16 protein-coding genes are annotated in these 24422 nt (G+C 61.5%); 4 read left to right on the top strand and 12 right to left on the bottom strand.

Annotated features, from left to right (window positions below):
- Positions 1-146 precede the first annotated feature (146 nt).
- Together Q0X68_RS02985 and Q0X68_RS02980 are read right to left on the bottom strand one after the other, a co-directional pair.
- The gene (locus tag Q0X68_RS02985; protein ID WP_297747345.1) at positions 147-3815 is read right to left on the bottom strand and encodes a hypothetical protein; all 3669 of its coding nucleotides are present in this window, start codon (positions 3813-3815) and stop codon (positions 147-149) included.
- Between the two features lie 157 nt (positions 3816-3972).
- Positions 3973-5256, bottom strand: coding sequence for an MFS transporter (locus tag Q0X68_RS02980; protein ID WP_297747342.1), 1284 nt, complete (start codon positions 5254-5256; stop codon positions 3973-3975).
- Positions 5257-5513: 257 nt separating this feature from the next.
- Between Q0X68_RS02980 and Q0X68_RS02975 the strand changes: the two genes are divergently transcribed.
- Positions 5514-6797, top strand: coding sequence for a citrate synthase (locus Q0X68_RS02975; RefSeq protein ID WP_297747339.1), 1284 nt, complete (start codon positions 5514-5516; stop codon positions 6795-6797).
- Between the two features lie 66 nt (positions 6798-6863).
- On the opposite strand, the gene Q0X68_RS02970 is transcribed toward Q0X68_RS02975, so the two are convergent.
- From Q0X68_RS02970 to Q0X68_RS02945, 6 genes are all read right to left on the bottom strand, one after another.
- Complete coding sequence (locus Q0X68_RS02970) at positions 6864-8165, bottom strand: alpha-L-fucosidase (protein WP_297747336.1); 1302 nt, start codon at positions 8163-8165, stop codon at positions 6864-6866.
- Complete coding sequence (locus Q0X68_RS02965; protein ID WP_297747334.1) at positions 8158-9108, bottom strand: ROK family protein; 951 nt, start codon at positions 9106-9108, stop codon at positions 8158-8160. The genes Q0X68_RS02970 and Q0X68_RS02965 overlap by 8 nt, the downstream gene beginning before the upstream one ends.
- 7 nt (positions 9109-9115) lie before the next feature.
- Positions 9116-11137 (bottom strand): ABC transporter ATP-binding protein, encoded by a 2022-nt coding sequence (locus tag Q0X68_RS02960; protein ID WP_297747330.1) that lies wholly within the window; start codon positions 11135-11137, stop codon positions 9116-9118.
- 1 nt (position 11138) lies between these two features.
- Positions 11139-12047 (bottom strand): ABC transporter permease, encoded by a 909-nt coding sequence (locus Q0X68_RS02955; RefSeq protein WP_297747327.1) that lies wholly within the window; start codon positions 12045-12047, stop codon positions 11139-11141.
- A complete protein-coding gene (locus tag Q0X68_RS02950; protein ID WP_297747325.1) occupies positions 12044-13003 on the bottom strand; it encodes an ABC transporter permease in 960 nt (319 codons plus the stop codon). The genes Q0X68_RS02955 and Q0X68_RS02950 overlap by 4 nt, the downstream gene beginning before the upstream one ends.
- Positions 13004-13068: 65 nt before the next feature.
- Positions 13069-14874 (bottom strand): peptide ABC transporter substrate-binding protein, encoded by a 1806-nt coding sequence (locus Q0X68_RS02945; RefSeq protein ID WP_297747322.1) that lies wholly within the window; start codon positions 14872-14874, stop codon positions 13069-13071.
- Between the two features lie 215 nt (positions 14875-15089).
- Between Q0X68_RS02945 and Q0X68_RS02940 the strand changes: the two genes are divergently transcribed.
- Positions 15090-16292, top strand: a complete 1203-nt coding sequence (locus Q0X68_RS02940; RefSeq protein ID WP_366127606.1) for an ROK family transcriptional regulator — start codon at positions 15090-15092, stop codon at positions 16290-16292.
- Positions 16289-17809 (top strand): M81 family metallopeptidase, encoded by a 1521-nt coding sequence (locus Q0X68_RS02935; RefSeq protein WP_297747319.1) that lies wholly within the window; start codon positions 16289-16291, stop codon positions 17807-17809. Before Q0X68_RS02940 ends, Q0X68_RS02935 begins: the two co-directional genes overlap by 4 nt.
- Positions 17810-17833: 24 nt before the next feature.
- On the opposite strand, the gene Q0X68_RS02930 is transcribed toward Q0X68_RS02935, so the two are convergent.
- Entirely contained in the window at positions 17834-18628 is a 795-nt protein-coding gene (locus Q0X68_RS02930) for an HAD hydrolase family protein (protein ID WP_297747316.1), read from the bottom strand.
- A 116-nt stretch (positions 18629-18744) separates the two neighbouring features.
- Positions 18745-19890, bottom strand: coding sequence for a hypothetical protein (locus Q0X68_RS02925; protein WP_297747313.1), 1146 nt, complete (start codon positions 19888-19890; stop codon positions 18745-18747).
- A 97-nt stretch (positions 19891-19987) separates the two neighbouring features.
- Between Q0X68_RS02925 and Q0X68_RS02920 the strand changes: the two genes are divergently transcribed.
- Positions 19988-21787, top strand: coding sequence for an ABC transporter ATP-binding protein (locus tag Q0X68_RS02920; RefSeq protein ID WP_297747310.1), 1800 nt, complete (start codon positions 19988-19990; stop codon positions 21785-21787).
- Between the two features lie 151 nt (positions 21788-21938).
- Here Q0X68_RS02920 and Q0X68_RS02915 read toward each other — a convergent pair whose 3' ends face one another.
- Together Q0X68_RS02915 and Q0X68_RS02910 are read right to left on the bottom strand one after the other, a co-directional pair.
- Positions 21939-23525, bottom strand: a complete 1587-nt coding sequence (locus Q0X68_RS02915; RefSeq protein WP_297747308.1) for an aspartate:alanine exchanger family transporter — start codon at positions 23523-23525, stop codon at positions 21939-21941.
- Between the two features lie 87 nt (positions 23526-23612).
- The coding region (locus Q0X68_RS02910) for an FGGY-family carbohydrate kinase (RefSeq protein ID WP_297747305.1) at positions 23613-24422 on the bottom strand (810 nt) is incomplete at its 5' end.

Here is a 24422-nt window from a genome sequence, read left to right as displayed (position 1 = left end):
TAAGGAATGCTGGAACCCACCCAACACCGTGGGTTCCAGCATTCCTTAATGCTCCAATCCACATTGCCGCGGTGTAGAGCGTCAAGAACAACGACGGAGCCCGGCCCTCCGCGTAGGAAGGGCCGGGCTCAGCGTCGACGAGGTGGTCAGGCCGTCAGCACGTAACCGGTCTTCGGCAGGCCAGGCGTCGGGCGAACAGGCTTGTCAGATCCCTGGTCATCCGAGTCGCCGGGCTGCGCCGGCTTGGGAGCTCCCGGATCCGAGATCCCGTCGTCGGAGTCGTCCTCACCAGGCCCCGGCTCACCCGGTCCCGGCTCGTCCGGCTGTTCGCGAGCAGGCGCCAGGTTGACGAAGGTCACGTCGAAGGCCGAAGCGACGGTGCCACCCGAGGCATTGCGCGCCACAGCGATCCACGCGACGGGCACCCCGTCTTCCTGCGGCAGGCCGAGCTTGGCGTCGCTGAAGTCGACGTCGAGCGTCGCAGCCTTGTTTGTCGTCGCCTTAGCCTTGCCCAGCTCGTGCTCGGTCGGCGTAATCACCTGGAAGGTGTCCGTAGCCAGCGACGTGGTGCGGCTGCTGAGCTGCAGCGGAACCCGCAACTCATCGGAGCGACCGTCGTAGCGCTTCTCCTTGTCGTACTGCTCAGCACCAAACTCGTCGAAGAACGGCGAGTAGGCGTTGATGACGAGCTCACCGCGCTTCACGTCGAACTGCAGGAGACGGAAGAACGCGGCCCCGAAGCGGAGCGTCTGATCGTCCTTGTAGTTGCCACGCAGGTCAGCGAGCTTCTCATGCGTCACAGGAACCTCGTAGAACTGGTAGTCAGCCAGCATTTCGACGACGTGGTTGCCCACCTCGCCAGCGTCGTTGCGCACGTTCAAACCGACGCCGTGGTGATGTCCGCTGAGCGTCATCACGACGTTGGGGTTGGCGTCGACGATCTTACGAGCCTGCTCGCGCCCCTGGGCGTTCGAGTAGGGCGCATCACGCCCGTCGACATCCTTCGACGTGGTCAGGTACGCGTGGCTGAACAGCAGCCCGTTGCGGTTGGGGAACTGGCGGAAGATCTCGTTCGCCCAGTCGATTTCTTCCTGATCCACACCGTAGGAGAGGTGCACTGCGACGAAGTCCAGGCCGCCTGCGCTGAACAGGTCGTAGTGGTTCTGGTTGTCGCCTTCCTTCCAAGGCCCGCCGTACTGGGCGTCCTCGCGCCACTGCTTGCTGGCTTCCTCGTATCGCTTCGGGCCGAAGTGCTCGTTGTACTGCGCGCCGTCAGTGCCCATGCGGTTGTCGTGGTTACCTGCCAGCACGCCGTTCGGGATGCCGCTGTCGTCGAGTCGCTTCTGAATCTCGGATGCAATCTCGAATTCGCGCTGCACCTGGTCCAGCATGTTCTGGTCGGTGTGCTTCGTGATGTTGTTCTCGATGATGTCACCCGTGTGTGCCGCGTAGGCGATCTTGCGCTCGTCGGCGTTGTCGATGATCCACTTGATGGTGTCTTCGTACGCGTCACGCCAAAGCTTGCGCTCGGCCTCCGGGTGCAGATCCTTGTTGTCGTCGCGGTAGTCACCAGCCGCACCTTCCGAGAGGTACTGCGTGTCGGTGAAGTGCGCGATGGAGAAGTCGTAGCTATCCCGATCCTGGAACTTGCGGTCGACGCTCTTGTTCATGTCGTCGGCAAACGGATCCGTGGCAGCCACCATCGCGTTCACGACGCCCGCCTTCACGTGGTCTGCGCGCACGGAGCCACGCAGCGCCGTCTGACGATTCACGTTGCCGCGCTGTGCGGCGAGCTCATCCCAGGCGTTCGTCTTGTGGTTCCACACCAGGAGGGTTGCAGTGCGCTGCGGGTCGACGTCGCCCACCCACTGCACGAGGGAGCCCTCAGTAAACTCGCCGACCTTCACGTCGAAACGCTGCCAGCTGGTGTTCTTCGCAGCCGGGCTGCGGTCAGACTTGTCGTCGGTGTTCGCCACATCGGCGAGGTTCACCTTGCCCTCCGACTTCGGGTTCAGCTCCGTCGGAATCTCCACGCTCGTGCCCTCAAACCCAGCGGAAGGCTGGTTGGCCTTGGCCAGGTGGAAGGTGGTCTCGTACTCAGCGTCGCCCTCGTCGTGCACGGTGGCGGACAGCTGCTTCTTGGGCTTGCCGTCGTCGGCAGCCTTGGTGGACACATGGCCACCAGGGATCGCTGCGCTGGTGAAGGTCACCGTCGACTCGGACTCGATACCGAGCTTGTCTTTCGCCTTCACGACGAGGGTGTGCTCACCTTCCTTGAAGCCGGCGCCAATCTTGTCGCCCACCTTGACGGGGGTTCCGTCGAGAGTGATCTGCGTCGCGGACTCGTCAACGCCCACAACGTCTTCCAGCTCGATGGTGAGCTCGGTGGCCTTGGTGAGCTCCGAGCCCCCAGCCGGCGTGCTGCTCACGAGCTGCGGGCCGATGTTGTTGAACATCACTGTGCGGGTGATGCGCTTGCCACCAGTCGTCACGGCTGAGACGGTGTGCGCACCGTCGGGGTACTTTGCAGTGTCGAGCGACAGGGCGAGGCCGGTCGTCGAAGATTCGAGATCAAACTCGAAGGTGGCCTCGCGCAGCTTCTTAGAGTTCACGTCGCAGTTACCGTCGCCCATGGCGTACTTGTCCTTGATATCGACGGGGGTGACGCTGCCCTTGGGGAACTCCAGACCAATCTTGGTCAGGTCGAAGTCGTCGTGATTCGTGCCACAACCGCTTTGAATCGTGCCGGTGACCATCGTGATCTTGTTGCGGCCGGGCTTCAGGTACGCGTTCGGAATCTCGATCGCGACGTCTTCATCGGCATAGTTGCGGTCGGTCAGCGGGTAGCGGATGTCGTTGAAGTACAGCGCGTTCCCGTAGCGGGCTTCGCTCGAGTTCTTGCCAATGTGGAACTTGAACTTCGACGTCCCCTCGCCCATCGTCTCGATGGCATCGACGGGCTTGCCGTCCAGCTCGTACCGGGCGACGGGTTCGCTCCCCTCGCGGGCGACGTCATACAAGATCGTCTGCCCGTGAGCGATATCGCCATCCTTGACGTTCAGGTCGGGCGTGCCGGGCTCACCGTTGTTCACGATGATGGTGTGCTCGGTCTGACCACCCTGGGCGGTCTTGGCGAGTAGCGTGTGCTCGCCATCTGCGAGTGTGGTGGTGTCCAGCTCAGTGTTCAAACCGACGGTGGCGTTGGGGTCGTCGCCCAGGATGAAGGCGACGTCGAGTTCCTTCAGCGAGGTGGAGTTGGGGTTACACAGGCCATCGCCCATGTTGTAGCTGATCTTGTTGCTCTTAGCCGGCTCCGACGGGCCGCCGGTGATGAGCTCCATATCGAAAATCTCGAAGTCGTCATAGTTCAAGCCGCAGCTCTCGTTGAGGGCGCCCACCTGCAGATGCACGGTGTTCTCGCCCTTCTTCAGCCACGCGTTCGGCACCTCAACGTCGTAGGTGGAGCTCACGTACACGGGGTCCGAGAGATCGATGCGTTGAGCCTTCTTGCCGTTGATCGTGAAGTAGCTGCCGAAGCGGCCCTCGATGGAGTTATCACCCACGCTGAAGCGCAGCTTCGACGAGCCGGCGTCAGCCTTCGCGTCGAGCTTCTCGCCATCGACGGTGATCGACGTCACCTTGTCACCCCGCGTCGTGGGGAATGACTCGACGGGGACACTGCCGGAAACGGTGGCTCCGTCCTTCGGCGTGAGGGTGGGTTCAGAGGCTGCATTCGCCGGCGTGGGCGAGAGCAACAGCGTCGAAGCTGTGAGTGCCACAGCGGTCAGTGCGCTGAGCATTCTGGAGGTGGCCATGAACTTCCTTCCGAGGATAAACGACAACAGCCGGCCTCGAATTAACCAGCAGCTCAGGTCACTCGCTAGCTCAGAAGTGACAGTTCGCTCACTGTTCACCAAGTGTTCTTTTGTCTTGCCAAACGAATACTGGGACGAGTTCGTTCACCCCGAGTCGTCACTGCGTGGCAGGTGCTTCGTCGTGCAGCACACGCTCGCGGGCGTGCTTCGGATCCTTGATCGGGATGAGCGCGACGAGGCCCAGCCCCAGCACGACGACGATGCCCAATATGCCCGCGTACTGCGCCGATTCCTCATTGCCGCCGCTCAGCATGACGGCGAGCGAAATGGACACCGCCCACGCCGTCGACGACAGGAAGCTCACGGCGCGACCCGTCGTCGCATACAAGCCGAAAATCTCACCGGTCTGCCCCTCGGGCGCGAGCCTCGCGAGGTAGGAGCGCGACGCCGACTGCGCCGGCCCGACGAACAGCGTCAGCAGCAACCCGCACACCCAGAACACGATCTTCCCTTGCGCGTGCAGGAAGAACACCAGCAGCCCCAGCACCACCATCGACACCAGTGAGAACGTGATGACGGCCTTCGGCCCGAGCTTGTCGTCGAGCATGCCGAACAGCAGCGTCGAGAGCCCCGCGACGAGGTTGGCGGCCACGCCGAAGATCAGCACCTCGGTGAACTCGAACTGGAACGTGCCTTGGGCGAGAATGGCGCCGAACGTGAACACGCCAGCCAAGCCGTCGCGGAACACCGCGGATGCCACGAGGAAGTACAGCGTCGCGCGTGAACTGTGCCACAGCCGCTTGATCGACCGGCCCAGCTCCACATACGCACCTACCACACCGACGCGCTCCTGCGGCGTGGCTGGTTTGCGGTCTTTCAGCATGACGAAGATCGGAATCGAAAACACCACGGTCCACAGGCCGCACAGCAGCATGGCGGTGCGGATCCCGTCGGGTTTGGTCACCGGCAAGGTGGCGACGATGAGCACCATGATGGTGATGCCACCCAAGTACCCCATGCCCCAGCCAAGCCCCGAGACGCGCCCCACGTTCTCGGGCGTCGAGACTTGATCGATGGCCGAGTAGTAGTTGACGTTCGCGATTTCTGCGACGATGTTGCCCACCCCCAGCAGCGCCACGCCGAGCCAGAAATACTCCGGCGACGGAGCGACGAACCACAGTGACGCCGAGATCACCGCGAGGAGCACCGTCGTGATGAGGAGGTTGCGCATGCGGTGGCCGGAACGGTCGGATCCTTGGCCCAGCACCGGTGCGAGCAGCGCGATGAGCACGCCGACGGCGGCCATCGCCCAGCCGTAGTCGATGGAGAGTTTGTCGGTGTCGGCACCGAACGCGGAGCTCGTGATGTAGACACCAAACACGAAGGTGGTAATCACCGTCGCGAAGGGCTGCGTCGCCCAATCCCACAACGCCCACGACACCACTTTGGCTTTGCTAGCTTTCGTGGAGCGTAGGGCTTCCCCTGGAACCATCTCGGCATTTGTCAAAACTTCCGGCACCCGCAACACGCTAACCCGTCCAGATGAACATTGGGTGCAGTCGGAGGAATTCCGCGCGCCATGGTGGGGCAGCCTTCAACCAACGCCTTTCTGGAAGCCCCCAGTGGCGCTAGTATCGGTGCGAACGAAGCCCCAGACGGCGCCATCGATGCTGCTGAACTCCAAGAAGGGAATGACAGATGACCAACGCGGTCCTAAAAATCGACGAAACCGAGGTAGAACTGCCGGTAGTAGAAGCCACCGACGGCAGTAGCGGCGTCAACATCGGAAAGGTGCTCGCCGAGACCGGCTACACCACGCTCGACACCGGGTTCGTCAACACCGCTTCGTGCCAGTCGTCTATTACCTACATCGACGGCGCCAACGGCGTGCTGCGCTACCGCGGCTACCCCATCGAGCAGCTCGCGGAGAAGTCGAGCTTCCTCGAAGTGTCGTACCTCCTGCTGTACGGCGAGCTGCCCACCAAGGAGCAGTACGACAAGTTCACCGAAGAAGTACACGACCGCATGATGCTCGACGAGCGCCTGCGCGAGCTGTACCGCTCGTTCCCGCGCGGCGCCCACCCGATGATGGTGCTCTCCGCCGGCATCATGGCGCTCGGTGCCTACAACCGCAAATACGTCGACCCGCACAACCCCGAGCACGTGCATGAAGCGTCGATGCGTCTCCTCGGCTCTATGCCGGCGCTGGCCGCGTCGGCCTACAAGTCGTCGGTGGGCGAACCCTTCCTCTATCCGAAGAAGAAGCTCGGCTACGTCGAGAACTACCTGCGGCTGTCGTTCGGTACCCCCATGGAGGACTACGAGATCGACCCGGCCATCGTGAGCGCGTTCGAGACGCTGTTTATCCTGCACGCCGACCACGAGCAGAACTGCTCCACCGCGACGGTGCGCATGGTGGGTTCCTCCGACGCGAACCTCTACGCGTCGATTTCTTCCGGCGTCAACGCGCTGTCCGGCCCGCTGCACGGCGGCGCGAACCAGGCGGTGCTCGAGATGCTCGCGAATATCCGCGACAACGGCATGGACATCAAGGACTTCGTCGCCAAGGTGAAGGACAAGAAGTCGGGCGTGAAGCTCATGGGCTTCGGGCACCGCGTGTACAAGAACTATGACCCGCGCGCGAAGATCATCAAGGGCCACGCCGACCGCCTCCTGCGCGGCTCGGGCCAAAACAATGCGCTGCTCGACATGGCGCTCGAGCTCGAAGAAGCCGCGCTGAACGACGAGTACTTCATCGAGCGCAAGCTCTACCCGAACGTCGACTTCTACACCGGCCTCATCTACGAAGCCATGGGCTTCCCGGCGCAGTACTTCACCGCCCTGTTCGCGCTCGGCCGTCTCCCCGGCTGGATCGCCCAGTGGCAGGAAGAGCACGCCGACCCGGCCCGCAAGATCGGCCGCCCGCGCCAGGTCTACATCGGTGCCGGCGAGCGCGACTACGTGCCGCTCGAACAGCGCTGAGTCTGACGTAATCGTTGGGGGGCCCGAACCGATCGGTTCGGGCCCCCCAACGATTAGAAGCGCAACTCAATGCAGTTGCACACGAGCTACAGCTACCGGAGCATTGCGCAACTGGGCCGGTACTTCGATTCCTGAGCGATCAGCCCCAAGCCACTGGATTGGCCTTCCTTGGAGATCGCTTGGTAGATCAAGTCGATCCCCTTCCAGAACATGCACGTATGCCACGCTGTCTTTCTCGACGATCCGCTGCTGCCCGAACACTCCCTCACGCCACGGCCTGGTGCCGTAGACGGCTTCGCCATTGACTCGTAGCCAGTCCCCCATGACGTTCATCGCCTCAGCTTGCACGTCGGGGATGCTTCCGTCGGGGCGTGGGCCCACGTTGATGAGCAGGTTCCCATTCTTCGCGACGACATCGACGAGAAGCTGTACGAGGTCCCCACCTGACATGGAGTCCGTGTCTGTTTCGTTCCGGTTGTATCCAAATGAACGTCCAAGCCCGCGCGTCGCCTCCCATGGGTAATCAAGCAAGGCATCAATCCGACGGTACTCCCGAGTTGAGAATCCACGATAAGGAATACCCCAGCGATCATTGATGGCACCGGCTGGAACTCTTTGTAGATAGCGGGAGAATACCGCTGAAAGCCCGAAGTTGTCGTCTTTCTTACCGGCGTCGGGCCATTCGATATCGTTCCACAAAATATCAGGATCGAAGCGTGCGATGAGCTCCTCAAGCTGTGTCGTCGCATAGCGTGCAAACGATTCGTCATTACGCCGAAAGAGGAAGAGCTCACGGTCAGATTGGATCGGAGGAAAATCACTGACATGCCAATCGAGTGCGCCCGAGAAATAGACGCCAAATCGAGCCCCTGCGGCCCTGGTTGCGTCGTGAAGTTCCTGGATGAAGTCTCGCCTTGGGCCCCTCACGACGGAGTTGAACGGCGTTGTAGCAGTTCCCCACAAGCAAAACCCGTCATGATGTTTCGTCGTTGGCACAATGTACTGCGCGCCCGCGTCTACCAGACTGTCGACCAGCGCAGTTGCATCGAATGCACTCGCATCCCAATGGTCGGCAAGATCCTCATACGAGGTACCGATGCCGTAGCTCTCATCATGCCACTTTCTTGTAGGCGACCCTTCGATACGAACTGTATTTCCGTACCATTCCGCATAGCGGTGGTATTTATATTCATCTTCGACTGGTGTGGCGGCGTCGCCTGTCAACGCCCATGCGGGCACCGAAAAAATACCTAGATGGATAAAGAAACCAAGTTTGGCATCCATCCACCAGCGAGGCGCCCCAGATTCGGGATAGCTCGAAGCGGGCTCACCAAAACTAGGGCCCGTGCGTTCGTCAAAATTAAGCATGATTCCTTTCATAGGAGGTTTGAGCTATTCCGAGCGTCGCTGCCCCCACCACCACGGCATGGGCACCGAGCACGGCCTGTCGGACTTCAAGCTTGGCGCCAGAGATAAGGGGATAACGGTGCAACATAGCCTGAATGCCTGGTTCAAGGAGGTCCCACGATTGCGCCACACCACCTCCGATGATGGCGGTGTCCAAGTCGAACAGCGTCGCTGCCTGCACCATGGCGAGGCCCAGTGCTTCCCCCGCCTCAAGAAACACCCGACGGGCATCCTCGTCGCCTGCTTCGGCGAGCGCCGCGACAGCACCGGCTCCACCGATGAACTCGCCACGTATACCTTCGGTGACCCGATAGCGTCGGGCAATGGAACGTCCGGCCGCCAACGACTCGAGGTGCCCCGGTGTGCCACAGCTACAAGGCTCATCGCCCATCACGGGCATATGCCCTAGCTCGGCCGCTGCGCCCCGTTGCCCAGGCCAGATGCGCCCATCCAGCACGACGGCAGCCCCCACCCCAGTGCCGAGCATGACGCCAAGGCAGTCACGACGACCAGCTGCTGCGCCGAAGCGTTGCTCACCTAGCAGGAACGCGTTGACGTCGTTTTCTACTCGAACCGGAATCCCTAATGCATCTTCCAGCGCCCTCCTCAGCGGAAAGCCCTGCCAGCCATGAAACGAATCTGACGCTGCCAAGATTGTGCCCGTCACGGGGTCAACCACGCCGGCCGTGCCAATGCCCAACCCAGATGCGTTCGGCCATCGCTCACCAATGATCTCTCTGAGTGCAGCGACGACCGCTTCACCGTGGGCTCGCGCAGGGCTGGGGGTTTCGACGACGTCCTCGACGCGCCCATCTCGCCCTACTTGCGCCACGCTCATCGTCGTTCCCCCGATATCGACGCCGATCATGGGAGCGTCCGACGCAAGATCTGTGTTGTGGAACATCGCTCCATCACTCCAAGGGGAAATGGCAGGCGACCTGATGACCATCACCTACGAGTGGGGGCTCCGTGTCACACAGATCTGTCGCCAACGGGCATCTATTTTTAAAGCGACACCCGGGGGGTGGATCAATCGCGTTCGCAGGTTCGCCCTCGAGTCGGACCTTCTCCTCAGGCTGATGGGCGGGATCCGCCACGGGAATGGCGTCGATCAAGGCTTGGGTGTATGGGTGACGAGCGTGCTCAACGACCTCTTCTGCCGGGCCGATCTCCACAATCTTTCCGAGGTACATCACCGCAATCCGGTCAGACATGTACCTCACTACGGAAAGGTCATGCGAAATGAACACATAGGTGAGGTCCCGCTGCTGCTGGATGCGACGCATGAGGTTCAACACTTGCGCTTGCACCGAGACGTCAAGCGCGCTGACGGGTTCGTCACACACGATGAGACGTGGTTCCAGTACGAGTGACCGAGCTAAGCCCACCCTCTGCAGCTGGCCACCAGAGAACTCATGCGGGTACTTTGCCAGTGCTTCCTCAGAAAGACCGATCTGATCGACCATATCTTCCGTCGTCGCCGCCCTGGTGCGTTTGTCCCCCACCTTCTGAATGACTAACGGTTCGGCGAGGATCTCATCCACGCGCATTCTGGGATCCATTGCTGCATACGAATCTTGAAACATCATCTGCACGTCGCGGTGCAGACGTTTACGTTCCTTCTTCGACAACGTCGCGATATCTTTACCGCCGACGACGATGGACCCCGACGTCGCCCCTTCCAGCGCCGAGATCACGCGACCCAATGTCGATTTCCCACAGCCTGATTCCCCGACGATGCCCAGCGTCTCACCGGCATGCACATCGAAGCTGACGCCACTGACTGCTCGCACCCATCCGATGCGCCGACGTACGACGCCGTTACTCATCGCGGGATAGTCTTTGTGAAGATCCCGAACGGAGCACACCACTTCGTTATCGGTGAGGTCCCGTTCCGGGCGCAAATCGTGGCGGCGCTCCAGCGGCGGGCCTGCTGGGTGGAAGCACGCGTGACGATGTCTCTCGAACCCCACGTCGCTGTCTTCGACGAGCTGTACCTGGGGAGTTTCAGTGCGACAGCGCTCGTCAGCCCGGGGGCACCTCGGCGCGAAAGGACATCCGACGATCGTGTCCCGCAGATTGGGTGGCATGCCGGGGATCGTGTACAGCTCTTCCCGGGAATCCTTCGTCTGTTCTGGGAGAGCAGCGATCAGTGATCGCGTGTATTGGTGCTGGGGGTTGTCGAAGATTTCCGCGGTCTCGGCTACCTCGACGATGCGCCCGGCATACATCACCGCGACTCGATCAGCACGACTTGCGACAACACCGAGGTCGTGAGTCACCAAGATCACCGCCGTTTGGAACTCCTGTTTGAGGCTATCGATGAGATCCAAGATCTGGCGTTGGGTGGTCACGTCGAGAGCTGTGGTTGGCTCGTCGGCGATGAGCAGGCTCGGAGAACAGATCAGTGCCATCGCGATCATCACGCGCTGACGCATTCCTCCAGAGAGTTGGTGCGGATAGTCATCGACCACTTTCTCCGGCCGTGGCATGCCCACCTTGCGTAGCATTTCAATCGCCGCAGCTCGTGCGTCCTTCTTTGACACATTCTTGTGAACTCGGAGCACCTCGCCGACCTGATACCCGATACGCATTGTGGGGTTCAGCGAAGTAAGAGGATCTTGGAAGATCATGCCGATTTTTGTTCCACGGATCCGTCGAACGGCAGCGGGATCCATCGTCGTCAGGTCATCGCCCTCAAATTGGATACTGCCGCCGGTGATACTTCCTTGCTTTGGCAAGAGCCCCATGATGGACAATGCGGTCATCGTCTTGCCGGAGCCGGACTCGCCCACCAGACCCAGGGTCTCCCCGGGGGCAACTTCGAAGCTACATCCTTGTAAAGGACGTACCTGCCCTCGTCGGACGTCAATCGTCACTTCGAGGTCTCTCAGGGTCAGCAAAGGTTGCTGTTGGTTGCCTGTCAGCGTCATTTCATCGGCTCCTCAGTCGAACCTCAAACGCGTCACGCAACCCGTCGCCGACGAAGTTGAACGCAACTACGAGGATGATGATCAAAATGCCCGGGGGATATAGCAGCCACCAGTGTCCCGAATACACCTCGGCGAGACCTTGGGAAAGCATGCCGCCCCAGTTGGCGGCCGGCGGCGGAACCCCGAGCCCAAGGAACGAGAGATAGGCCACATAGAGAATGGCGTCGGCAACCTGGAAGGTGGCATTCACGATAACGGTGCCGATGGCGTTTCGCACAATGTGGGTTCGCACGGCACGCAGTGATCCGCCGCCCATGCCTTTCATCGCGACGATGTACTCGCGGCTACGCAGAGCCAACGACTCCCCACGAATAAGACGAGCAGGGTTGAGCCAAGCGAATGCTCCAATGATGAGCACCAGCAGTGGCACTGTGGGGGTGACAAGCGTAGCGATGAGCATGAATAAGAAGAGGGCCGGGATGGCCATGAGCGCATCCACCACCCGCATCATCGCCGCATCGACCCAACCGCCGACGAAACCTGCGATGGCACCCCAGATGGTGCCGATAGTGGTGGCCAGGAGACCAGCAGCCAAACCGACGATGATGGATGTCTGCCCACCCACCATGAGTCGCCCGAGTTGGTCATACCCGACCCCGTCGGTACCCAACGGGTGCTCTGATGATGGCTGAAAGTACGCCTCTGTCAGGTTGGTGTGCACCTGATCTGTGACCCAAATGTATGGGCCGACGAAGCAGAACAAGGCGAAGAAGACCAAGATCCCCAGTCCAACGACCGCCAGTTTGTTGTGCATGAACACTTCGACACCCTGGCGCAGCAAGCCCGTCCGTTTGGTCCGACGCGAGTTCCGGGCCTCGTTTGCGGGAGAAGACGTGAGTTCGGTGTTCACTGGTCACCACCTCCGTATCGGATTCGTGGATCGGCGATGGCGTACAAAATGTCGGCGATGAGAGCCCCCACCACCGTGGCCATAGAGATAATCATTGTGATAGCGAGCAGTACCGGGTAGTCGCGGAACTGTGCAGACTGCCAAAACAGCAGCCCCATGCCCGGGTAGTTAAACAACGACTCCACCACTAGTGCTCCAGAGAAGAGCGCCGGCAGGTACATGCCAAGCAACGTGATGATGGGAAACAACGAATTGCGTAGAGCATGAACGAACACCACGCGAGATTCTGAGAGACCTTTGCTGCGTGCCGTTCGAATGTAATTCTCTTCCAGATTGTCAATCATCGACGAGCGCATGTACCGCGCGTAGGCAGCCATAGTTACGATGGCGAGCGTCACTGCCGGCAGCACCAAACCCTGCCATTGGCTCAGCACTTCAGCGAGAGAGAAACCTTGCGGCGCTTCGGGAGGCAGAATCGGCCAGACCTGGGAGAACAAGATGATGAGCACCAGGCCCATAAAGAACAGGGGTGTGGAGTAGGCGAGCATGGCGAACGCAGTCAGCACGTAGTCGGCACGCCGATTGCGACGGACTGCTTGAATCACGCCCATAGGAATGGCAATCACCACAGCAATAATGATCGCGATGAGGCTGAGCACCACTGTCTTAGGGAGCCTCTGCCCGATCGCGTCGGCCACAGGCATGTTGAGTCGGAAGGAACGCCCAAAGTCTCCCTGCAGCAGCTGTCCGATGTAGTGGAAGTATTGCTCCCACAGTGGTCGGTCGTAACCCATCTCACGGTTGTAGGCCTCAATCTGGGCCTGCGTCGCGTCGAGTCCCAACGCTGATCGAGCGGCCCCGCCCGGTAGGGCGTGCAGAATCGTGAAGGTGATGAGTGTCACGAGGAATAGCACCACGATCGCTTGGAGCACGCGTCTCAAAATGAAGCGAGCCAAGGTTGCATCCTTCCTTTGCAGTGGCTGAGGGCCCCGATGTAGAGGCCCTCAGCCACCAAATTGGATCAGGAAATCTTCCACTCCTGAGGGTTCACGTACAGCATCGGATCCTGCGGAGAGATCCCCTGAATGTTGGACTTCCAGGCTGACACGCGGTTCACGGGATTTGGCATCCACAGCACCGGCAGGTCTTCGGCCAAGTAGTCGTTGTACTCCTTCAACGCCGACGGGTCTTCGGAGCGCATGGAGGCTTCAATCAGTTCGTCAGCCTTTACGTCGGAATAGCTACCCAGGTTGACAGGTGCACCCGTCTGGAAGAGGCGCTCCCCTGAGGCGTAGACCGGGTAGTACCACGACGACTGGGATCCGAAGAACGAGAGGTCCCAGGCACAGCTAGTATCCCCTTCCTCACAGGCTTGTGATTCGGCCACCGAATCCGGAACTTCACGAATATCTAGATTGATACCCACGCTGGAAAAACTCGACTTGATCTCAGCGAACATCCGAGAAGTGGCGGTGAAGCCAGACTGCGAGATCACGGTGAAGGAGAGCTTCTCTCCGGCTTCAATGCCAGCACCGCACTGCCCCTCCCCAGATCCAGGTTTAGCGCACGTGGTGACGCCGTCTTTCTTTACGTCCCAACCGTGATCCTTGAGAAGCTTCTCAGCCTTCGCCTGATCAAAGTCATAGACGCACCCCTCGGAGGTCCCAGCCGATCCAGGTTCCTGTGGCACAGGCCCACAGGTAGGCGCAGCCATGTTGTTCCAGACCACCTTCGAGATTCCTTCTTGGTCAATCAGGTGCTGCATAGCCTGTCGAATGTACTTCTGCTTGAAGATATGCCCGGACTTCGGGTTATTAAAGTTCATGGGCATGTAGGTGATAGACCAGCCATACCAAGGCTCGACGGTGTACCCCTGCTTCTCGATTTGGGCCTGCTGGTTGATAGAGCTGGCAGGGATGAAACCGTAGTCGATGCCTCCGGAGCGAAGCACGTTGAACTGAGCATCATCGCTCGTGAAGGGCCGCGTGATGAAGCGTTCAATACTGGGCTTGTCATCGCCATCGTAATCCTTGTTGGCGATCATCTTTACCTCGCCGCCAGGCGTGTACGACTCCACCTTGAACGGGCCTAGGACAGTCTTCCAAAGGTCATTGCTGTCGTAGCTCTGCAGGTCCTCCGATGCTTTCATGAGGTAGGCAAAGATTGCTTTCGCGCCTTCGGCTGTACGGTCCTTTTCGCCAGGCTTTTCGTCATCGGCTGCTTTCGCCCATACGTGAGCGGGCAGTGGCGTCACACGATTGAGCTGGTTGTTGATGAACCACGCCGGGTTGTATTTTTCGGTGGTGGTGAAGCTGACGGTGGTGTCGTCGACGACCTTAAACTCTTTGATGTTGTCGGGGAACTGGCCTTCACGATAGGAAGCCCAGTCTTCCTTGTTGTTCGTGACGAGGTTCCACCAAAACTCAATGTCACGCGACGAGAGCTTCGTCCCGTCGCTCCAAGAGCGATCCTTGAGTTTGATCGTGAACGTCAGCGAGTTCTCGGAGACCTCCGGAATCTCAGCGACTGAATGTCTCTCATCGATGTTGAAGGGATTGTCTGCGTCTAATGCATACGCAAATGCCCCGGGGTACATGAGATCGATGAATAGAGCATTCTCACCTTGGGTCTTCCCAGGAGCGGAGATAGGCAAGATCCAGGTCGGGGTAGGCGTGGCGAACGTCACATCGCCACCAGATGCACCACCGCTGGATCCAGTTCCACCGGTAGATGCCGGCTCACCGCTGCCGAACGAACAGGCTGCCAGCGTCAACACTGCCGTGACCCCAGCCAAGAACTTCGACATGGTACGCGTACGTCGTTTCATTGCTCTCCTCCTCAGCCACCACTGCTCAGCGGGGCGGCGTCGTTGCCGATTGACAGAATCGTACACTCTCAACGTGACTTCTAGAAGTTAAATCTCGATTTTTGTGTACTTCAGTGACTTTCGATCTATTCTTTGGTGTGACAGACCCGGGAACCTCCTGGGCGTATCATTCTTAAGGATCTGCATTGCCTGCTACCTCGGAGGAGAGGAGTCTCATGGACGAGAGCCTGCAGCAAACGGGAGACACGGCTCTAGTTCCTGCTGCCTCCCCCATGACGGAAGCAAACAATGCCACGCCTGCAGACGCTGTCTTAGCAGCCTTGGAACATGCCGAAGGGCTCACCCGCTCCGAGCTGTCCTCGAACACAGGGCTGCCGCACTCAACCGTCAACACTGTCGTTCGTCGGCTCTTGAAATCAGGCTCAGTCGAGGAGTTCAAACATGCCACCTCGACGGGAGGCCGTCGCCCGTCGCTACTCAGAGTTACGTCACACGGCAACGCTGCCTTTGTTGCCGAACTCGGCCAACACCATGCCCGCACGGGCGTCGTAGGTCTCGACGGCGAGCTGCTGGCGGTCGAGGATCTGTCGCTCGATATCGCTGCCGGCCAGGACGCCACCCTCGAGCTTCTCGCCGACGTGTGGAAGAACATGGCGGCGAACATCCCGGTTCCGATTGTTGCAGCCGGCCTGGCGGTGCCAGGCCCAGTTGACGAGCACGGGTGCGTCCGTGGTGCGGCCAGAATGCCTGGCTGGAACGATCTCGACCTGCCACAGGCCCTCGGGGAAGCAACCGGCCTGCCTGCCATTATCGAAAACGATGCGCGAGCATCCGCGATTGGTGAGTGGGCGGTACGCGGCGAGCACAACGACTCATGCATTTACGTCAAAGCAGGAGCCGGCATCGGCTGCGGATGGATCAGTGGCGGCGTCGTGCATCGAGGCACCCTGGGTTTCGCCGGCGACATCACCCACGTCCGAGTGCAAACTGAAGACGCAAAACCATGTTCGTGCGGTAATTCCGGATGCCTTGAAACGTTGGCATCTGGAGCGGCAATCGTCAGGCAACTACGAACACTCGGAGTGGATATCACCAGGCCCGAGGATATGGTGGCCCTAGCAAAAAATGGCGACCCACAAGTCACCGCACTGGTTCGTTCCGCAGGTGCTCGTCTCGGCGAAGTGTTGTCGGGGCTGGTCAACTTCCTCAACCCGAAACGCCTGGTCATAGGCGGATCGATGTCGCAAATGAGTGCGCTACTGGCAGGGCTGCGTACTGAGCTGTACGACCGTTGCCTACCGATGTGCACCGCTCAACTCTCTATAGAAACCTCCCAGGCTGGAGCCGACGCGCCCCTCATTGGGCTGTCAGTTCTTGCCCGCCAACTCACCAACCAACGTCGCAGGAGAAGCGAGTGAAACGTATAGCAATCTGTGGCATTCACATCGAGTCGAGCACGTTCACGCCGTACCTGAGCCGCGAGAGCGACTTCACCGTCCGCCGAGGGGACGACTTGCTTGCTCGTTACCCCTGGCTCACCCACTCCCCCATTCCTGGGAGAGAACACGTTCCTGATGACCTGGCGGCACTAGACGGGAACACACAGCTCGTGCGGCCCTGGTCCGAAGAAGTGGAATGGGTTCCGGTGCTCCACTGTTCAGCGCTGCCCGGTGGACCCGTCGAGCGCGAAACCTACGAAACCTGGCGCGACGAAATCTGCGCAGGGCTGAACGAGGCGGGGCATCTCGACGGCATCTTCTTCGACATTCACGGCGCCATGAGTGTGCCTGGCTACGACGACGCTGAGGGAGACCTCATCAACGCAATCCGGCAAGCGGTTGGCCCTGACCCCATAGTCAGCGCCTCGATGGACCTCCATGGCAATGTGTCGAAGGCACTATTCGAAGGCTGCGACATGCTCACCTGCTACCGCATGGCCCCGCATGAGGATGCGTGGGTGTCCCGAGAGCGCGCCGCCCGCAACCTGGCCGAACGACTACTCGCTGGCAAGGGAAAACCTGTCAAAGCACTGTCCTATGTCCCCGTGCTGCTTCCGGGAGAGAAGACGTCGACGAGGCTCGAACCAGCCCGTTCCTTGTACGGCATGATCCCTGAGATCGAGCAGATGGAAGGTGTCACCGACATCAGCATCTGGATCGGTTTCGCTTGGGCAGATCAGCCTCGTTGTAAGGCCGCGATCGCCGCATTTGGCGATGATGAAATGGCTATCACGGAAGGTGTGCGCACCATTGCGCAGGCATTCTGGGAGGCACGACATGAGTTCTCCTTCGTGGCACCCACCGCCAGCTTTGACGACGCGCTGGCGACCGCAGTGCAATCCGATCAGCGGCCCTTCGTGATCTCGGACTCCGGCGATAATCCCGGGGCAGGCGGGGCCGACGACGTGACCGTGACGCTCTCCGCCCTCCTCAACGAAACCACCATCACGCAAGGCTCACTCACCGCCGTGCTGGCCTCCATCTATGACCCGGCGGCCGTTGCCGTGGCGGATGCTGCAGGAGTGGGTGCCACCATCGACGTCTCTCTGGGAGGCAAGGTGGACACACGGGCTCCCGGCCCCGTGCCTATTCAAGCCACAGTGGAGGCCGTCGTCGATGACCCCCAGGGGCTGCGTACCGCTGTACTCACAGTGGGCGGTCTCCACGTCATCGTCACCAGTCGACGAAACCAGTACACGACCCTGTCTCAGTTTGCGCGGGTCGGCATCGATCCACACCAAGCCGACATCCTCGTCGTGATAATCGGGTACCTCGAACCGGATCTGCATGCTTTGGCCGCGGATTGGATCCTCGCGCTCACACCTGGTGGAGTCGATCAGGACATCGTCCGACTAGGGCATACACAGATCGACCGGCCAATGTTTCCATTCGATCCCGACATGACCGACCCTGATCTCACCACGGTGATCGGCTGAGCCTGTGCAACCCTGGCAATGGGATTACAGGCCGAGCACCCGGCGTATAGCGTCGCGCCCGGCGGCGGTGTCGTCGACGTTGTAGCGCTGCGCTGACTGCGATGGGGCAAGGGCGTCGTCGGTGAGTGGCGCGACGCACACCGCCGCGCCCGCGAGGGTGAGCATGCCCTTGTCGTTCTCGCCGTCACCCATGGCGACGACGCGCTCCCATTCGACGCCGAGGGCGCGGCGGATGTGGTCGCCGCCCTTGTCGTGGTGCGCATCCTCCGTCACCAAATCCAGGTGCCGCGCCCCTGACTTCACGAGCACGGTTCCCGGCACGTCGAGGCGTTCCCGGATGGGGCCAGCCGCAGTCGAATCTGGCAGCAGGAACAGCACCTTGGCAACGGTGTCTGCCTCGGCACGCAGGTCGGTGATGCGGGGGGCATCGCCGACGGCGCGCGTCTCCTGGCTTGCGCCCTCGGTGTCGCTGTCGATCAGCCACTCGTTCGCGGTGAAGCACCACGGCTCGATGCCCAGCTCGTCCGCCACGTCAAGCGCGCGGTGCACCGCGTCGGCAGGCAGGAGACTGTGATCGATCACGTCCCACGTCGCCCCGTTTCGACGAAGCACCGCCCCGCCTGAACAGCTCGCGAGGTACTCGATCTCGGGATGATCCTGCACGAGTTCGATCATCGAACCCGTGGGGCGCCCTGAGCACAGCGCGACGTGGAGCCCGGCGTCGTGCAGGTCGCCAATGAGTTCGAGCGCGCCGGGATTCCAGCGGTTGCGCGTTCGGAGCGTGCCGTCGACGTCGAGCAACGCAAGTTCGTAAGACATCAGCTACTCCCAGGGGCGAGGTGCATCGAATGCGAGCGGTAAGCCCACGCTGCCCGAGTGTAGCCAGCCCGCTCCGCGCCCGGCGATCTACCTGCGGTTGCGCGACTGAGCGCACACTAGATCGAACAAACCTGCCCTGGGACCCCGAAATTCCCATCTGGAGTGCGCTCAGTCGACTTCTCCGAAGTAGCCTCAACCTCTGTGGGAGCGTCCCTACTGACCGCAGCCATGGTGCGGATGAACAGCACCATCCACACCAGCACGGTGCTGACCGCGAGCATCTCGAAGCCCGTGGTGCCTAGATAGCGCACGCCCTTAAACAGGTATCCGAGCAACGCGACAAACACCACGACGAGTAACGACGCCACGCGAAACCCCCAAGGAATGCCCCTCAGAATCACCGGCGCCACCAGCGCGAGCGCGAAGAACGCACCCACCGCCACGTACGTCGTGAACAGGTGGCCTCCGTGCGAGACATTCACCGGGATGAGGCCGATACCGCCCAGCGCGAGGCCCATGATCATGAGCCCGATGCTCACCACACTGGACTTCCATCGCCCTTGACCGGTGGCGGCGAGCCACCGTCGCATGTCAAAGGCGAGGATGTCGGCCATCGTGGCGATCACGACGCCGGTCAGAATGAGTGTGTAGTTAAACGTGAACCCGGCAAGCCCCGACGCCATCCCAAGGCTCGAGAAGTGAATCTGCCACCAAAACTGATCCGACGCGTTCACCGCGCTCATCATCGCGCCCATCACAAGGAACGCTGACACCACGACAGACAGCGACTCCAACGTCAATCGCGCCGCGATGCTCGCCGCGAAGTAGGCACTCACGCCACACGCGAGCGCGATAAAGGTGGTGCCCGACCACACGTCGAAGTGCAAACCGATGAACGCGGCATCGACGACGCGATTGAAGGCGCGCATCATCAAGAATGTGAGCGACCCCACCAGCAACGTCAGCCCGACGGTGTGCACCGCCCGACGTACCACACCCGTCCCTTGGTACCACGACGGATGCACGAACCACAGCCAAGACAGAAGGAACACCACCCCAGCCACCACGCCCGAGGTGATGTCGGAGATCGACGACACGCTCGCCCATCCGCTGCCCTGGAATGCGGTGAAATCTTTCAGCACTACAAGACCGACGGCTGCCCCGACGGCAAGCCCGCCCGCGCCCAGAAATAGGGCAACGTTTTCGAGATGTCCGCTGTGGCGTTCTACTGATTCGACGTTGCGGGTCTCGACTTCGGTCAAGGTCCGTCCCTCCTGCGTCATGATCCTTCTCAATGCTAGTCAGCCAGGAGTGAACCTCAACCCACTGCCACAGCACCCGCAGCTATGGTGACTACACGTGAAGAACATTGTGCGGATCCTTACTGGCGCGCGTGAGCTGTGGCCGCTGTACCTGGGCATCATCCTCGGTGCGATTGCCACCACGGCCACCACGCTGCTGATGCCCTTCCTCATTGCCGACGCGACGCAGACCGTCGTCGATATGGCGACCAACAAGCGCGAGCCGTCCGCGACGCCGTTGATTCGCATCGCGATCCTGCTGCTCGTGGTCATGGCGACGAACTCCATCATCACGAACATCACGGGCTACCTGGGCGACCTCATGAGCACCCGGGTGCGCCAGATCCTCTCCCACAGCTACTTTGACAAGCTGCTTCGCATGCCGCAGCGTTACTTCGACACCGAGCTCACCGGCACGATCATCTCCAAACTGGACCGCTCGATCACGACGATCTCCCAGTTCCTCCAGGTGTTCTCCAACAGCTTCTTCACCACCATCTTGACCATCCTGGTGGTACTCGTCGTCGCCGCGATCCACTCCCCATGGCTGGCGCTGCTGCTGTTCATCATCTACCCCACCTTCGTCTGGCTCACGGCCCTGACAAGCCGGAAGTGGCAGGTGTGGGAGAAGCAAAAGAACGAGCACTACGACATCGCGGGCGGGCGCTTCGCGGAGGTCGTCGGGCAGCTGCGCGTCGTGAAGTCGTTCACCGCCGAACGCGCCGAACTCGACAGCTTCGACGATCACTACCGCGAGGCCGTGAAGCTCACCACCGGGCAGTCCAGGTATTGGCACAAGATGGACGTGACTAGGCGCGGCGCCCTCGACGTCGTGTTCTTCCTCGTCTACCTCATTATTTTTGTGGCGACCGCGCAGGGAACCTTCTCGATCGGGTCGATGGTGCTGCTCATCCAGCTCATCGAGCTCGCGAAGGCGCCCGTCACGTCGATGAGCTACTACGTCGACACCATGCAGCGCGCAATCACCGGCAGCGCCGAGTACTACAAGGTGATGGACCAGCCCGACGAGCCATTCAACGCCCTCGACGATGCCCCCTCGGCGCCGATCGAGTGGAGCTCAGCCGACCCGGTGATTGAGTTCCGCGACGTCGACTTCGGTTACGACGACGACCAGCTCGTGTTGCGCGACATCAACCTCGCCGTGCGACGCGGCGAGCGCATCGCCCTCGTCGGTGAGTCCGGCGGTGGGAAGTCGACGATGGTGAACCTGCTGATGAAGCTCTACTCCCCCACCTCCGGGCAGGTGCTGGTGCGCGGCAACGATGTGACGACAACGCCGACGAAGGCGCTGCGCGAGCAGATCGGCGTCGTGTTCCAGGACGCGAGCCTGTTCTCCGGCACCGTCCGGGAGAATCTGCACTACGGCGACCCTTCCGCCTCCGACGAGCAACTCCACGAGGTCATCCGACGGGCGAATGCGAACATGTTCGTGCGCAACCTGCCCGAAGGCCTCGACACCCAGATCGGCGAGCGGGGCGTGAAGCTCTCCGGCGGGCAGAAACAGCGCCTCGCTGTCGCGCGCGCCATGCTGAAGGACGCACCGATCCTCGTCCTCGACGAGGCCACCTCCGCCCTCGACACGAAGGCGGAGCGTCAGGTGCAGGCCGGGCTCGACGAGCTCATGACCGGCCGAACCGCGATCATCATCGCGCACCGGCTCTCGACGATCTCCTCCGTCGACCGCATCGTCACGCTGCGCGGCGGCACCATCGACGAGGTGGGTTCCCCTGCGGAACTCGCGAAGACCAACGGCATCTACGCGCAGCTGCTGGCGCTGCAGGCGTCGGATTCCGCCACCGGGCGGAAGATCCTCAAACGGTTCGGGCTCATCGGCTAGTCCCCGAATGTGCGACTGAGCGCACTCCAGTTGCTGATTTTCGCCCCTCAGAGGGCATTTTCATGATCTGGAGTGCGCTCAGTCGCGCATCTGCGTTGACACGCTGCGCTGCAGCAGTGATTGCTCGACGCCGAGTTGCGGCCGCCGGGGTTTAGAACGCAACCACAAGCTGGACGAACACGATCTTCGCGATAATCCCCAGCGCGAACAGAGCGGTGTAACCGGCGTCGGTGCGGTCGTCGTCGATGAGGGAATTGGCGTGGTTCAAGATGGCCGGCTGTCCGACGAGGCCCGCCATCGCTCCGGCGACGCGCGCCGTCGAGTGCCCGAGGAAATAGCCGAGCACCCAGAAGATTCCGAGCAGGATCACCAAGGCGACGGCAGCGGTGAGGCCCACTTTGAGGCCGGTGAGCGAAAACGCGGTGGACGCGAAGGCCTGCCCGCTGGAGAGGCCGACGCACGCGAGGAAGAGCACGAGGCCGAGCTGGCGGATGGTGAGGTTGGCGGCGTTTGGGATGGTCCACACGAGCGGACCGGAGCGATCGAGGTAGCCCAGGATGAGGCCGACGACGAGCGGTCCTGCGGCGCTGCCGAGCGCGATGGCGCCCGCGCCGAAGGGGATCGAGATCAGCCCGAGCGCGATGCCCAGCGCCATGCCAAGACCCATCGAGAAGAAGTCGACTTCCGTGACTTTCCGCTCGCTGTCGCCGAACACGCCGGCCAATTCGTCGAGGCGCCCTGAGGGGGCGACGGCCAGCACGCGGTCGCCCAGCTGGAGGCGCATCTCGGCGTGGGCGAGCAGTTCGGTGTCGCCGCGGCGTACGCGGGTGATGATGCCGTCGAAGCGGGCGGGAATGCGCAGTTCGTTCACGGTGCGGCCCGCGGTGCGCGGATTGGAGACGACGAAGTGGCGGAAGTCGACGGCGCGACGGTCGTGGAGGAGATGCTCCTCCACTTCGTCGCCGACCTGTTCCGCCGCGCGGTGCACACCGTCGGAGGTGCCGACGAGCACCACGCGGTCGCCGCGGTGGAGGAGCTGGTCGGGGCGGGCGACGGTCATCTCACCGTCGCGCATCATGTAGGAGATGCGTACCTCGCCGCCCACTTTGCCGGGGACCTCCGCGATGCCGGGCACGTCGTGGACGTAGATGTCGTCGTGCAGTTCAACGGTGATGGCTTCGAGGCGGGCGCGTGCGGCGCGGTCGGGGTCGTTGCGGGCGGGGAGCCGGACGCGGGTCACGAACGTGACCATGATCATGGTGATGATCACGCCCACGGGATAGGTGATGGCGTAGCCCACGGCGGGTGCCGGGGAGCCGCCCGATGCGCTTTGTGCCGCGGCGAGCGCCGGGGTGGTGGTGAGCGAGCCTGCGAATAGTCCGCCACCCATGGCTGGATCGATGTCGAGCAGCGCATCGGCGCCGACGATCAGCGCCGCGTACCCGCCCAAGAGCACCACTGCGCCCAGCATGAGGGGGGCTTGTTTGGCGAAGTCACGGAAGAATGATTCGCCCGCGGCCAAACCGATGGTGTAGACGAACAGCCCGAGCCCGATGGCCTGCACCAAGCCGAGCCCCTCCCCCAGTGCGGGATCGAGCGCGCCCAGAGCCAGGCCGACGAACAATGCGCCGGCCGGACCAAATCTCAGGGGGCCGAAGGGGATCGCGCCGAGCAGCGTCCCCAGCGCCACTGCCAGGAACAGCGTCAGCAGTGGTGCCCCAGCAAGGATCTCAACCACATTGTCATCCTACGGCGACGAGATTGTGGCGCATCTCGGGCCTCGACTAACGATTCGCCTGGGTACCTCCATCTTGCCTCGACGAGGCTACTGCCGCAGCGCTTCCAGCCGAGGAAACACCCTCGACAATGCGTGATAGAGCTCTCCTTGGACGTCAGCGATTGATGCGTATTCCTCCACCAACTCTGGCTGAGGTTCGATGGTGTCTCCCGGCTCAGCCATCTGCCTCGACATTTCTGGCACCGAGCGTTCAACTACTGCACTCGCGGCCATCACGGCCGCGCCGAGGGCCGAGATTTCCTCACTCACACAGCGTTCCAGCGGTCGCGCCACGCACGCCGCCATGATGCGACACCATAGTTGTGAACGCTGTCCGCCACCCATGATCCTGAGCTTTCGCATCGGTGTTCCTGTCTCAGCGTCGAGGGCCGCAAGGTTGCGACCCGTCTCCAAGCAGATGCCTTCGAGTAGTGAGCGATACATGGCAGGCCTGCTGTGTGAGCCAGTGAAACCCACCATGGCTCCTCGGGCGAGCGGGTCCCAATGCGGCGACTGGACTGCATTCCAATACGGCAAGGTGAGCAGCCCATCAGCACCTGGGCGTACCTGTGCCGCCGCCTGCTCGAGTTCCGGGTCAGGCGCACCTTGGAGGGCTGGATCACCGAGCGCTGTGCGGAACCATTGCGCCAAGTGGGCACCCGAGTTCTGCACCACTTCCAACACATAGCTGCCTGGGATGCCTGCGACGTCGGTGCGATACACCTGGCTCCAGCGGTATTGGGAGGAATGAACCCCTGCGACAACGGCGGTGCCCATATTGAGATAGCCCTCATCGGCCTCGGTAACTCCAGCGCCGAGCGCTGCGGCCTGGCCATCTCCGCACCCTGCCACGACGGG

The organism is uncultured Tessaracoccus sp. (assembly GCF_947286155.1).
Taxonomy (GTDB): Bacteria; Actinomycetota; Actinomycetes; order Propionibacteriales; family Propionibacteriaceae; genus Arachnia.
Note: the sequence above shows the minus strand (reverse complement) of the source record. Positions and strands in the feature narration are given on the sequence as shown.